Source organism: Lacticaseibacillus baoqingensis (assembly GCF_003946165.1).
GTDB lineage: Bacteria > Bacillota > Bacilli > Lactobacillales > Lactobacillaceae > Lacticaseibacillus > Lacticaseibacillus baoqingensis.
In genome coordinates, this window is record NZ_RHOI01000016.1 from 42,625 (window position 1) to 55,574 (window position 12,950).

Genomic DNA, 12,950 nt, shown 5'->3' on the forward strand with positions numbered 1-12,950 from the left:
GCAAAAAGAGTCTCGTGCCTATCATACCGAATAATCCCGTCGCAATAAAGCTAGTTCTCGCGTAATAACGCCAAAAAGGCCTCGCCGTACTTATCTAATTTATTTTGGCCGATGCCTTTGACGGCCAACATCCCTAAACGATCTTGCGGTTTGTCGGCAGCTAATTGTTTCAACGTTTGATCAGAAAAGATCACATAAGGCGGCACCCCAGCGTCTTCGGCCAAGTCGCGCCGCAAACTGCGCAGCTGTTGGAACAAGTCATCATCGATGGCCAAGGTGGCTTTGGCTTTAGCCGCCATTTTGCGCTGCACTTGCTGCTGTCCGCGCAATACGGCAGCACCGCTGGCCGTCACCGCAAGCGTCGGATATTGACCGCCGTTGGCCATCAAAAAGCCGCTGGCTGTCAAAAAGTCGATGAAGCCGGTAATGTCTTTTTGCCGCTGGCTGGCCATCAACCCATAAGTCGACAGGCTTTGCAAATGCAGCTCGCGGATCCGTTGATTATTCGCCCCAGCAAGCACTTGTGCCACCAAGGCTTTGCCAAAGCGCGAATGCATCCGCACGACACACGACAAGACTTTTTGCGCGTCTTGGGTGACATCCACAAGCTCGCGGTGGTCCAAACAATTCGAACAGCGGCCGCAAGGGGCACTTTTTTCACCAAAATACCGCAAAATATACTGCTGCAAGCAATCCCCGGTGTTGGCATATTGCTGCATGGTTTGCAGCTTCAAGTATTCGCGCTGCTTATAATCGTCATCGCCGTCGGATTGATCAATAAAATAATGCCGGATCTGCAAATCCTGCGGCGCAAACAATAAGATCGCCTCAGAAGGCAAACCGTCGCGACCGGCCCGGCCGGCTTCTTGGTAATACGACTCCAAGTCTCCAGGCACTTGCGCGTGGATCACAAAGCGGACGTTAGACTTATCGATCCCCATGCCAAAAGCATTGGTCGCGATCATGATCGGCTTGCGATCAAATAAGAAATCTTCTTGATTTTGGGCGCGCTCAGTTTCACTTAACCCGGCGTGATATTTGGTCACTGGTAAATGTTGATGGGTCAACAAGTTGTACAAGCGCTCCACTTCCTTGCGCGTGGATGCGTAGATGATCCCGCTTTGATCCGCATTAAGTTTCAAGTATTCGCGCAAATACAGGTCCTTATCTTGATCGCGCACCACGTTAAAGCGCAAATTTTCGCGGGCAAAACCGGTATTGACCATTTGCTTAGGATCGATCCCCAGCCGCGCACAAATATCTGCCGCCACCCGCGTTGTCGCAGTGGCGGTTAAAGCGACCACGGTTGGATGCGAGGGCAAATTGGCCGCCACCGCTTGCAAATTAAGATAGCTCGGCCGAAAATCATGGCCCCATTGCGAAATACAATGGGCTTCATCCACTGCCATCAAGCTGATGTTCAACGCCGCCAATTCCGCTTGAAACTGAGGCATGTCTAACCGTTCCGGGGCTACATACAATAACTTGACCTCATCGCGTGCCGCCATTGCCAAGCGGTGTTCGGCTTCTTGATAGGTCAATGAACTATTGATGAAGGTCGCCGAGATCCCATTTTCATTCAACGCGTCCACTTGGTCTTTCATCAAAGCGATCAGCGGTGATACCACTAACGTCAACCCCGGCAGCACTAACGCGGGGATCTGATAGCATAATGACTTGCCGCCGCCAGTCGGCATGACGACTAAAGTATTCTCCCCAGCGATCACTTGGTCGATGGCGCGATCTTGACCAGGACGAAAGGCCGGATACCCAAATTTATCTTTCAAGATTGCTAATGCTTGCGCGTTGGCCATGTGTACTCCCTCGTTTCTATCCTACTATTCTACCTGTGATCGTGATCACTGTACAGATTTCGCCAACGCGCTTGGCGCCGCGCAAAACACAAGCACCTTTGACACACAACTGCGCGTTGTGCCTCAAAGGTGCTTGAGGAAAAACTTTGATTTAATCGGTTAAGCTTGGCCGGCCAAGTGGTCGTTGCCTAAACTCATGTGCTTCTTGCGGTGGATGATCTCTTCTTGACGCCCATGGACCATTGGCCGCTTGTTCGGGTTGCCTAAGTAGCCGCACAACCGCTTGACCACATCACACGTGTCTGGGTTGTGATTGCCGCATTGTGGGCATTCATAGCCTTTTTCAGTGGCTTTGAATTCGCCTTTGAACCCACATTCAAAGCATTGATCGATCGGGGTGTTGGTGCCTAAGTACCCGACTCGATCATAAGCATAGTCCCAGACGGTTTCAAGCGCCTTAGGGTTTTGCTTCAGGTTCGGATATTCGCAATAATGAATGAAGCCGCCAGAACAATACTTCGGGTAGTCTTTTTCAAAATCAAGCTTCTCAAAAGGCGTCGGCTGCTTGCGCACATCGTAGTGGAAGGAATTCGTATAGTAATCTTTATCGGTAATATCTTTGACCACGCCGAAACGCTTCTTATCAGCACGAGCGAAGGTATCCGTCAATGATTCAGAAGGAGTGGAGTAAACCGAGAAGTGATAGCCATATGCTTTTTCCCACTCGACACAATGATCATATAAGTCTTTGACCACGTCGATGGTAAACTGCTTGGCGTCAGGATCTTTTTCCCATTCGCTGCCATAAAAGACGGTCCCAACTTCATACAACCCGATATACCCCAAAGAAACTGTGGCACGCGAGTTTTTGAAGACTTCATCCACTTTTTGGTCATCGGCCAAGCGCTTGCCAAAGGCCCCATATTTATATAAGATCGGCGCCGATTCTGGCGTCGCTTCTTTGGCGCGTTCGACTTTGTACACTAACCCTTGCTCACAAATCGCCAGGCGTTGTTCAAGGATCGCCCAAAACTGCTTCTTGTCGCCTTTAGATTCCATCGCGATCCGCGGCAGGTTCAGCGTGATCACACCGAGGTTCATCCGGCCGGCATTGACCTCTTTGCCGGTTGCCGGATCCTTCCAGCCTTGCAAGAAGCTGCGACAGCCCATCGGTGCCTTGAAACTGCCGGTCAATTCAACGATCTTGTCATAAGACAGCACGTCTGGATACATGCGCTTAGTCGCACATTCCACTGCTAATTCTTTGATATCGTAATTAGGATCTTGCGGATTTAAGTTCAAGCCGCGCTTTAAGGTAAACACGAGCTTCGGGAAAATCGCCGTGCGCTTTTCCTTGCCTAACCCGCCGATGCGGATCTTCAAAATGTCTTTTTGGATCTCGCGTTCGATCCAGCTGGTGCCTAGCCCAAACCCAACCGTCACAAAAGGCGTTTGGCCTTGGGTGGAGTACAAGGTATTCACTTGATATTCCAAGGTTTGTAAAGCATCAAGAATATCTTTTTGCGTCCGGCGCTTCGCATAAGCGGCTTGTTTATCCGCGTCATCCGTTAATTCAGCGGCTTCGACTAAATGCTTTTGATAATTTTTCTCGGCAAATGGCGCTAAGACTTCATCCGTGCGATCACTGGAGCAGCCGCCATATTGGGAGCTGGCGACGTTGGCGATGATCTGGGTCATTTGGGTGACGGCGACTTGGATCGAGTTAGCCGGTTCAACTTCAGCATTACCGATCACAAACCCGTGATTGAGCATTTCCTTAAAGTCGATCAAGCAACAGTTCGTCTCTGCCATAAACGGGGTGTAATCCAGGTCATGCCAATGAATGTCCCCGCGCAAATGGGCATTGGCCACAGCCGGCGGCAGCATTTGCAGCCCCATGGCTTTGGCTACGGCACCGGCAGTCAAATCACGTTGGGTGGAGAAAACGCGCGAGTCCTTATTGGCGTTTTCATGCACCACCGAAGAATCGCGATCGATCAGCTTTTGCACGTTGTAGTTCACGTCGGCTTTCTTGGCGCGCTCGATATCGCGCTGCATCCGATAGTCGGTGTACGCCTTGCCCCAGTCATATTTATGCGCATTCAAAAGCGCCTCTTCAACGACACTTTGCACCTCCGCGATGCGGACGTCTTTGTCGAAGCGGTCAGTGATCGTAGCCACTGCATCATCAGAAATACCTTCGATCACCCGATAGTCCGTTGGGGACAAAACCGGGTCGACGGATACCGCCGCTTTGGTGATGGCCCGGGTGATCTTACTTTGATCGAAGTCGACGATGCGGCCGTCGCGCTTTCTTAATTTGATTTTGACTTTAATGTCGATCATATCCTGGATCTCCTTTAACGTATTGTTGTCCGCCAAGGTGGCGCTTTGGCAACAAGATGATGTATCTATCATACCATGATGAGGGACTATATGTGGTGTGAAAATATAAAATTCCTGATTTTCCATTCTAGATATGGTATAACATGTTGCCAGCTATCATCTCCGCCTTAAGGCCGATTTTGCGCCATCTTTCCCCCATGCAGCGCCGATTACGCTACACTTAAGGTAATCACATCCCCCCAAGATTAAGGAGAATCATTATGCATACCAATACTAAACAACTACTGACTTGGATCATCATCGCGATCGTTGCGATCATCCTCTTGCCGATCGTGACTGGCTTGATCGCCTTGATCGTCAAGCTTGCCTTATTGGTGGTGATCATTGGGATCTTGTACTGGGCTTATCAAACCTTCATGGCCAAACGCTGATCACCTAAAAATGCCGGTACCGCTTTTACCCTTGCAGGGCGAAGCGGTACCGGCATTTATTTGGGGTTTAGATCAACTTGCCGCTAGCCATGAGTTTGGCCACGTCAGGTTGAACATGCGCGTATTTTGCCACGGTGTCATCCCATTGAATGAAGTACATCTTGTACCACAACAAAAAGGTGTACAAGACCCAGATCTGGCGGCGGCCATTGGTCTTGCCGTCAAAGTTGTCTTGCAAGAGCTGCAAGATCTGCTTTTGGTCAAATAATTCAGCCACCCAGTCTTCGGCAAATAATTCCCGCACCACCGCGCAATACTTCTCTTCGCGCAGCCAAGTCTTCACCGGCACCGGGAAGCCCAGCTTTGGCCGGTTAGCAAAATCTGCAGGCAAATGCTTTTCTGCTGCCTTGCGAAAGACCCACTTGGAGCCATTCGGGTTCAACAGATAACGGCTTGGGATCGAATTGGCCAATTCGGCGACCTTGCGATCAAGAAACGGCACCCGCAGTTCCAAAGAGTGCGCCATGGAAATCTTATCCGCTTTTTGCAAGATGTCGTTGAGCATGAAATGGTGCAAGTCAATATATTGCATCTGCTTAAGTTCATCGGCGTCTTTGACTTTGGCGAAGTCTTTTTGGTAGATGCCGTTGACGGTCAAGTCGTTTTGATAGTCGGCTTGCAATAACCCATTGGCTTGCTCACTAGTGAAGATCGTCGGTTGGGCAGGATCGTAGATGAACGCTTCCCCTACATAATATTCGGATGGCTTTGCCGTCCAGGTGTACAAGTGCACTTTCCCAGGAAAAGCCGGCAGTTTCTTGATCCCGCGCCCTAATGAATAGCGCAAGCCCCGCGGCAGCTTGTGTAAGGTGTTGGCAAATACCCGGATCACTTGCTTTTTGGTGTGCATCCCATAATTGACATACCCGGCAAACAGCTCATCAGCACCTTCACCAGATAGTGCCACCGTCACCTTTTTGCGGGACAAGCGGCACAAGTACCACAATGGGATCACGGAAGGATTGGCATCAGGTTCGTCCAAGTGGTATTGCATCTCGGCAAAATCATGGAACGCTTCATCGCCATCCACCGTCTCAACATTGAAGTTCAAGCCGTTTTCTTCAGCCAACCCGCGCGCCACGCTAGCTTCGTCAAACGGACCATTGTCAAAATTGACGGAGAACACTTCATGCGGCTTTAACACCGTGGTCACATAGCTGGAATCGACGCCTTCAGACAAGAAGCTGCCCACCGGCACATCCGCCACATTGTGCAGCTTGATCGAGTCAACGACTTCTTTATCGATGGCATCGATGGTCGCTTGTTCGCTGCGCCCTTCATTGAGCTTGTAGCTGGCATCCCAATATTCGTGCATTTGCAGCGTTTGGTCTTGATATTCAAACCAATGCCCAGCTGGGAAGCGATAGACGTTTTTGAAGAAGGTCTCATCCAAGTCATTATATTGATTCATCAAATAAGGCTTTAAGGCTTGCTTGTTGAGCGCTTTTTTGAAGTGCGGGTGTTTCAAAAAGGCCTTGATCTCAGAGCCGACGATGAAAGTCTCACCTTGTTGATAATAATATAGCGGCTTGATCCCAAAGAAATCACGTGCGCCAAACAAGGTCTTCTTATTATCATCCCAAATCAGATACGCAAACATGCCGCGCACCCGGTTAAGCGTCCCTTCCATGCCCCACTCTTCATAACCATGCAGGAGCACTTCAGTATCCGCTTTAGTTTTGAACACATGGCCAGCGGCGATCAGTTCTTCGCGTAAAGGCTGGAAGTTATAGATCTCACCATTGAAAGTGATCACAATGGTGCCATCTTCATTATAAATCGGTTGACCGCCGCCATTAAGATCAATGATGCTCAACCGGCAAAAGCCCAGTGCCGTTTCATCATTGATATAATGGCCGCCGCCTTCAATGTTCGGACCACGATGCCGAATCATTTCCATCATTGCTTCGATGGTCGATTCTTTATCAAGCACCGTTGGGTCATTGAACGCAATAATTCCACACATTGTGTCTGTTCCTCCTCCAGCCAAATGCAGCGCCATGCTCGATTGCACGGCTTAGACTGTTATCACATTAAGGAAAAGCAAGGCGGCTGTCAAGCATCCAAGCCCGAGCTTAGTAAAGTCTTTGCAGACCACCGCGCCAAGACTGCCCAATTCCGTTTGCCGCAGTGTCCAAAACAAGCGATCCGCCTGCATCATCAAAGCTGCACGCTTTGCAGACGCCAAATACCAGCCAATCAAGCCAACCAAACCGCATATGTAGCCCACAAAAAAAGCACCTCGCTAATGAAGTGCCCCTTAGCCGCGTGCCAGGTTTTTTTGCAGTGCTCGTCATCATCATGAACCGCAAGCATTGATTAAAAAAACGCGGCATGACCGGCCTTGATGGGCCATCATGAACCGCGAAAACTTCGCCGTCTGGATCTGACGCGACTTGAACGCGCGACCTCCTGCATGCCATGCAGGCGTTCTCCCAACTGAACTACAGACCCCTGGTGGAATTTTAATCATGGTGCCAAATGGATCCGATGAGATTCGAACTCACGACCTCTGCCATGCGAAGGCAGCGCTCTCCCAACTGAGCTACGGACCCAAAACACAAGCTTTATTGTAGCATATTTATACCGGCTGTAAAGGCTTTTTAAGCGATTCTCCCCACAACCAAAAGGGGCCGCGAATGCGGCCCCTTTTTGGGTAGGTTGGCCGTGCGGAGGGTAGCCGCACAGCGATTTCACTTTGGAGGAGTGAAAATAAAAGGGTTGGGGTCAAAACGAGTGGGTCGCTCGTTTTGATAAACTTATCGTAACAATTAGTTGTGAAGAAAGTGTGAAGATGACTGCTTAACTGCGTGCGGCTTGAAAATTAAAGCTCAAGATCACCGCAAAAAGCGTGACAATCAAGCTCGCAAACAAGACATGATAACTGGTCGCATCGATCAATAATGCCCCGATCAACGGGCCGACCGCACGCCCAGCCGATGCCAACATTTGCACGACCCCTTGATAGCGACCGCGGGCATCCCTTGGAGAAAAGAGATCGACATAAGTTGACACCGCCGGCAGCGCCAAGACCTCACCCAGCGTCAACACCGCCATGGCCAACATGAAACTCCAATACGGCTTGGCCAATAGCAACAAGCCAAACGCAGCCACAAACAAGCTGAACCCCGTCGTCAGCCGAGCGCGGATATGTACGCTTAGCCAATCATCAAATGCCGTTAACACCGGCTGAAACACCACGATCAACACCGCATTGAGCGTCCACAATAAGCTGTAATCCCGCACCGTCATCCCCAACTGCAGCATAAACGCCGAGATGTTGCTTTGCCATTGCTCATAAGCCACCCACGTCACAAACAATAATACCAATAGCCAAATCACATTTGGCCGCCGCGTTGGCTGCTTTGCGTGCTGTTTTTCGGCGTGATGGCGGGCAGGTCTGGTGATGTTAAAATGCCGCCAAGCCACGACCCAAAACAGTGAAAACATGACACACGCCAAGATAAAGATATACGTGATCCCCAAAGGCAGCACATAGCCGACGACCAACGTCCCGATGACTAACCCCAAATTGCTCATGAAATACAAGACGTTAAACACATAAGACGGCTTGCGGCTGGTGACTAATGTGGCGTAAGAATTGACATTCGTCGCCACGATCCCATTACCCAAGCCTAATAGCACCAACCACAACGGATACGCCGGCCAGCCATGCCAAAAGATCAACCCCAGCGTGGCCAGCACATTGATCGAGATCCCCAGCAGCAAGGTCCAATATGGCTGCCAGCGATCAAACAAGCGGCCGCCGCAATAATTGCCGGTCATCGTCGCCATTGAATTGATAAATAAAACGATTCCAGATACCGTCAACGATTCATGCAGATACTCATGCATATAAATCGTAGTCAAAGGCCAGATAAAGCTGATCCCGGTATTGGTGATCAAACTCCCTAAAAATAGCCATGGTAACTTTAATTGTTGTCGCCGCATAACGCTCCTCCTGCACACCACTTAGTCTCCCAGCTCATTTTACTGAAGCGGCCAAGCGCGCGACACCTTAATGGGCAATTTCTCATTCCGGCCTGCACCAGATGAGAAGCGCGCTCATGCGCAGTCAATAATAAGAGAATAATTTTTCTCGTAATCGTTCGGGAATCCTACCGAATCATGCGCCGGTGCGGTAAACTGGACATATCAGCATAGAATTCGAGAGGTAAAACCGATGACAGTAGAATCCAGCTTGAACTATCAGCAAACTTTTTTTAATGAATTCAGCGATGCCTGGGCCAAGCAATCGACCTATCATTTATATAAAGGCATCGATCAAACCGCAGAAACATTACGCTTGGAAGTCTCCGAAACCCCTGGCTACATCTTAGCTTATGACAAAGGGGCCCAAGATGAGCTGCAAGCGTTCTTGCAACGTTCATTCATCACCTTTTTACGCCAACATATCCCGTTTTTCGAAGTGGCCGATGACGGGCGCGTCTTCTTTGGCGATTGGTATCACCGGCGTGAATTTGGCAGTTTAAGCGTCTTTGATCGCAGCATCGATCAATTGACGCCCGAACAGCGCAACATTTTGCCGCAATTAGAAGCCTTCGCGCAAGATCCTGATCACTACCTCGATAACCAAATCGAAGCCTTGCGCAAAGACGTTTATCGCAGCGTCAATGACTTGCACAACCAATTAGAAGCGGCAACTGTTGAAGCCCCAAGTGCGCCCAGCCGCAGCACGACAGCGCCCGGCAACAGTTTCCGGGGATTGTTGAAGAATTTCATCGATCCTGATGATGATGACACCAGCGCGTCTGAGCCAACACCGCAGCCGCGCCGCCGCAGTGCGCCAGCCGATCTCAAGGCGCGCTTTGATGCGGCTAAAGCCCAAGCAGACAGTGAATTTGATGCCAAAAAGCGCACGCTGCAAGTCTCCGCGGCGATCACTCGCTATGAATATCAAGCCGTGATCGGCACTTACAGCTCGGTCACCCAATTTGAAAACGTCTTAGCCAGCCTCAAAGACGATTTCATGCGGGCACTCGAAGTGAAGGGAGACCAAGCCAATGCTTAATTACCAAAACAAAGACCTCCAAAAAATTGCCACTAGTGCTTTATCGGCCAAAGACGCGCGCATCAAGATCACCGAACACTATGCCCACGCCTTCCACAAGCAGGAAAATTCTGCCTTATGGGCCCAAAACGAAGCCGCTTTAGCCAACCTCACCACCAGCTACACCACCTTATTGGCCGATAAACTCTATCAAGCCTTAGTCGCCTTGCCTGGCTTAAACCACAAATTTGCGGAACGCTTATGGCTGTCACCGCAGATCCGGACTTCCGGTCACAGCCAAATCACCTTGTACTTGGCCTCTGCAGACGCCAATTTGGAATTGTTGGTGATCGACTCGCCGTTATTGGACTCGGCAACTTTAGTGGCCCGCAACTTGCCGACCTTGTTGCAAGTCACCGCCAAAGAAGAGGCGGACTTGCCTTTTGACGACAATGAACTTTCAGCCTTAAGCCTGTTGATCAAGGCGCTTTATGACGCTGACTTTGCCTTCAAGACCGTCGATGAAACGGTCCTGCAGCCAGTTGATGGGCTGACTTTCAAGACCAAATACGATAACACCCGCACCATTGAAGCCGCCAAACTCGTCGCCAAAGCCGGCGATTTGACCTTAGGCGTCGACTTGGATGGGGCAGCGCCAATCGCGTTTCATGTGTTAGATGATGCCGGTCACGACTGGATGGATCTGGGCACAGAAGCCCAAGACGCTGATGCCTTTTCATGGGCATCTACGACCATTCCGGAAGAATTAGTCGGCCATCAGCTGACCTTACAAGTCGTCGTTCATGCCGGTGAAAATGCCCCGGCGTTAGATGAATTATTTGTGATCGCATCTAACCACGCCATCTTGATGCGCCAAGGCAAACAGCCAGGCAGCTATGACTTGGCGCTGCCAAACCATCAAGCCCTCAGTGTCGTCACGAATGAAGCCGCCGATACGATCACCTTGCACTATCCAGAAACCGATGTGCAGATCATGGAACTTAATCACCAATACCCATTCATCGGTGAATGGCTGAAAGTCGTCTTGCCGCAAAAACGCGCATTTAATTGATTTCTCATCATTTTGCTAGTAATATCTAACATATTCTATGCAAAAGAGGTCTTGTCTATATGGCGAATGAATTTCCCCAAGTCTTAACGATCGCCGGTGTTGATTCCGATGGTTCCGCCGGCGCGCAAGCCGACTTGCACAGTTTCTTTATGCGCGGCACGTATGGCACCTTGGTCTTGACGGCAGCCGTCGCAGGCAATTCCTATGGCATCCACGACAGCATGGTCGTGCCGCTGGCTTTTATCGATCACCAATTTGCCGATCTGGCCAACGACTTGCACATCCGAGCTTGCAAAACCGGCATGCTTGCCGATTCTGCCGTAATCAACTGCGTGGTCAAAAATATCACGCAATACGATTTTGGCCCGCTGGTGTTAGACCCGGTGATCTCCACCAAACATGGCAACATGTTACTGGAAACGGCTGCCTTTGAAACCTTGAAAACGGCCTTGATCCCTTTGGCAACCGTCATCACGCCGAATTTTTACGAAGCCGAGCACCTCACCGGCATGACCCTTGATTCTGATGCGCGCATCATTGCCGCTGCCCATCAGATCCAAGCCATGGGGGCCAAAAACGTGGTCCTTAAAGGCCGCCATGATGATTCCGACCAAGATACCGTGCGCGATTATGTCTTGTTAGCCTCTGGGGAGGCCTTTTGGTTGACGGGACCCTATTTTGCCACTGAACGCAAAAATGGGACCGGCGATACCTTAAGTGCGGTGATCACTGCCGAATTAGCCAAAGGGCAAGAGGTTGAAACCGCCGTGCGCATCGCCAAGCAATTCGTCGATACCGCGATCAAAAACGCCATTGCCGTGGGCCATAAATTCGGTCCGATCAATCACTGGGCCAACCCGCTGACCCCACCGGCAATTTAACCGCAAAAAAACCACCCAGAAGCAGGCCAGTGCCTGCTTCTGGGTGGTTTTTTGCTGTGTTTGGTTTAGGCTTTAGGCGCGCGCACCGCTGTCACCACTTCCATGACGGCCATCACCAGCATCATGCCGCCGGTGACTTGGACCAAGACCATGATGGCATGAAACGGGTTGAACAACAAAATACCGCCGGCGATGATCACGATCACGCCATAAAGGATCTGCGGCACGGCGCTGACATTGACATATTGCTTGTCAGCCTTGGCCGTGGCGATCTTATTCAAGCCAAACAAGATCACGAAGATCCCGATGGTCACCGGCAGCAAGCTCATGACCGGCCGCAATAACGCCGCTACCAACAAGGCTGCCACCAACAAGGCCAGCCCTCGCGTCAAGGCCCAATTACGCGTGGTTGCCGCATGGCGTGCTTTCAAGCCTTGGATCAAGGCCGGTGCCGCCATGACCAGCAAGCCTGCGACTAAGACCCATTTGACCACGGTGTACACCGTTTGCGGCAAGAGCAAAAACCATAACCCTACCAGCAATAAGCTGAGACTGCGAACCAGCACATTTTTGAAGACGCGCGTGACTTTTGTGTGCATTGTTAAATGCTGCTATATAAAATGTGGAAGAATGTCTAATGACACTAGTAAAGGATTATATTTTTCCTTTCGTAGTTGTACATTCATTATTTTATTTGGTCCCGTTAACACCAGTATGCTTACGTCGGTAGTCACCTTGCAACATTGACTGGCTCTTGAACCTTTAGGACATAGCCTGCCCTTGAGCATATTGAATCAAGTTCTGTACGGCATTCTCGTCACGCTCAAGTTGAGCACCACAGCCGTAACAATGAAACTCGTGATGTTTCGTGCCGTGAAGGACATTACCGGCTAAGGTCAGTTTATTGTCACCAGTTTTCACTAACCCACAACGACTGCAGCGCTGTGTGCTAGGGTAGAACCGATCAACGATCATCAGCTGGCGGCCATACCATTGCGCCTTGTCCTTCATCAGCACTTTGAAACGTCCAAACAACGAGCGATGTAAATTCTTCGCCAGTCGCTTGTTCATCTTCATATGCAAGACATCCAAGTCTTCAATGGCAAGCGTGCCGTTGGCTTTCACCAACATCGTCGTAAACTTCTGCAAGCGGTCACTTTGAATCCGCGTCACTTTCTGATAGGTCCGCTGCAACTTGGTTTTCGTTGCGCGGTAATTGTTAGAGCGAAAGTGCTTGGGATTGGCTAGACGTTTGCGGGCCAGCCGCCGCTGGTACAAGGACACGCGGTGATACAAACTGACTAATTGCTCGGTCAATACGCGGACTGATGACAT

At 50.3% G+C, this 12,950-nt stretch carries 10 protein-coding genes and 2 tRNA genes; 4 read left to right on the forward strand and 8 right to left on the reverse strand.

Annotation, left to right across the window (positions count from 1 at the left end; all coding sequences use genetic code 11):
• Positions 1–50: 50 nt before the first annotated feature.
• Positions 51–1,814 carry a DNA helicase RecQ gene (gene recQ / locus EKM91_RS08050; protein WP_125752453.1) on the reverse strand — a complete coding sequence of 588 codons (1,764 nt, stop codon included), beginning with the start codon at positions 1,812–1,814 and terminating at the stop codon, positions 51–53.
• A 159-nt stretch (positions 1,815–1,973) separates the two neighbouring features.
• Positions 1,974–4,160: an anaerobic ribonucleoside-triphosphate reductase gene (gene nrdD / locus EKM91_RS08055; protein ID WP_125752456.1), complete on the reverse strand. Its 2,187-nt coding sequence runs from the start codon at positions 4,158–4,160 to the stop codon at positions 1,974–1,976.
• A 260-nt stretch (positions 4,161–4,420) separates the two neighbouring features.
• Here nrdD and EKM91_RS13865 point away from each other — a divergent pair, with 260 nt between their 5' ends.
• Positions 4,421–4,591: a hypothetical protein gene (locus tag EKM91_RS13865; RefSeq protein WP_164508506.1), complete on the forward strand. Its 171-nt coding sequence runs from the start codon at positions 4,421–4,423 to the stop codon at positions 4,589–4,591.
• A gap of 67 nt (positions 4,592–4,658) precedes the next feature.
• On the opposite strand, the gene asnB is transcribed toward EKM91_RS13865, so the two are convergent.
• The 4 genes from asnB to EKM91_RS08075 all read right to left on the reverse strand — a co-directional run bounded on the left by asnB (position 4,659) and on the right by EKM91_RS08075 (position 8,602).
• Positions 4,659–6,617, reverse strand: coding sequence for an asparagine synthase (glutamine-hydrolyzing) (gene asnB, locus EKM91_RS08060; protein ID WP_125752459.1), 1,959 nt, complete (start codon positions 6,615–6,617; stop codon positions 4,659–4,661).
• A gap of 415 nt (positions 6,618–7,032) precedes the next feature.
• Positions 7,033–7,105: transfer RNA gene (locus EKM91_RS08065), tRNA-Ala, on the reverse strand.
• 28 nt (positions 7,106–7,133) lie between these two features.
• Positions 7,134–7,206 (reverse strand) — tRNA-Ala (locus tag EKM91_RS08070).
• Positions 7,207–7,453: 247 nt separating this feature from the next.
• Positions 7,454–8,602: an MDR family MFS transporter gene (locus EKM91_RS08075; RefSeq protein WP_125752462.1), complete on the reverse strand. Its 1,149-nt coding sequence runs from the start codon at positions 8,600–8,602 to the stop codon at positions 7,454–7,456.
• Between the two features lie 232 nt (positions 8,603–8,834).
• Between EKM91_RS08075 and EKM91_RS08080 the strand changes: the two genes are divergently transcribed.
• Genes EKM91_RS08080 through thiD form a run of 3 tightly spaced genes read left to right on the forward strand, consistent with a single transcriptional unit; the run spans position 8,835 to position 11,615 of the window.
• Complete coding sequence (locus EKM91_RS08080; RefSeq protein ID WP_125752465.1) at positions 8,835–9,683, forward strand: SbcC family exonuclease; 849 nt, start codon at positions 8,835–8,837, stop codon at positions 9,681–9,683.
• Positions 9,676–10,734, forward strand: a complete 1,059-nt coding sequence (locus EKM91_RS08085; RefSeq protein ID WP_125752468.1) for a hypothetical protein — start codon at positions 9,676–9,678, stop codon at positions 10,732–10,734. Before EKM91_RS08080 ends, EKM91_RS08085 begins: the two co-directional genes overlap by 8 nt.
• 59 nt (positions 10,735–10,793) lie before the next feature.
• Entirely contained in the window at positions 10,794–11,615 is an 822-nt protein-coding gene (gene thiD / locus EKM91_RS08090) for a bifunctional hydroxymethylpyrimidine kinase/phosphomethylpyrimidine kinase (protein WP_125752471.1), read from the forward strand.
• Positions 11,616–11,680: 65 nt separating this feature from the next.
• Here the strand turns inward: thiD and EKM91_RS08095 are convergent, their stop codons facing one another.
• A complete protein-coding gene (locus tag EKM91_RS08095; RefSeq protein ID WP_125752474.1) occupies positions 11,681–12,214 on the reverse strand; it encodes a DUF308 domain-containing protein in 534 nt (177 codons plus the stop codon).
• Positions 12,215–12,377: 163 nt separating this feature from the next.
• The coding region (locus tag EKM91_RS08100; RefSeq protein WP_125752477.1) for an RNA-guided endonuclease InsQ/TnpB family protein at positions 12,378–12,950 on the reverse strand (573 nt) is incomplete at its 5' end.

Excerpts from the sequence above, each read along its gene's own strand:
- recQ (WP_125752453.1), bottom strand. The coding sequence starts at position 1,814 with ATGGCCAACGCGCAAGCATTAGCAATCTTGAAAGATAAATTTGGGTAT.
- nrdD (WP_125752456.1), bottom strand. The coding sequence starts at position 4,160 with ATGATCGACATTAAAGTCAAAATCAAATTAAGAAAGCGCGACGGCCGC.
- EKM91_RS08075 (WP_125752462.1), bottom strand. The coding sequence starts at position 8,602 with ATGCGGCGACAACAATTAAAGTTACCATGGCTATTTTTAGGGAGTTTG.
- EKM91_RS08095 (WP_125752474.1), bottom strand. The coding sequence starts at position 12,214 with ATGCACACAAAAGTCACGCGCGTCTTCAAAAATGTGCTGGTTCGCAGT.
- EKM91_RS13865 (WP_164508506.1), top strand. The coding sequence starts at position 4,421 with ATGCATACCAATACTAAACAACTACTGACTTGGATCATCATCGCGATC.
- EKM91_RS08080 (WP_125752465.1), top strand. The coding sequence starts at position 8,835 with ATGACAGTAGAATCCAGCTTGAACTATCAGCAAACTTTTTTTAATGAA.
- thiD (WP_125752471.1), top strand. The coding sequence starts at position 10,794 with ATGGCGAATGAATTTCCCCAAGTCTTAACGATCGCCGGTGTTGATTCC.
- asnB (WP_125752459.1), bottom strand. The coding sequence starts at position 6,617 with ATGTGTGGAATTATTGCGTTCAATGACCCAACGGTGCTTGATAAAGAA.
- EKM91_RS08085 (WP_125752468.1), top strand. The coding sequence starts at position 9,676 with ATGCTTAATTACCAAAACAAAGACCTCCAAAAAATTGCCACTAGTGCT.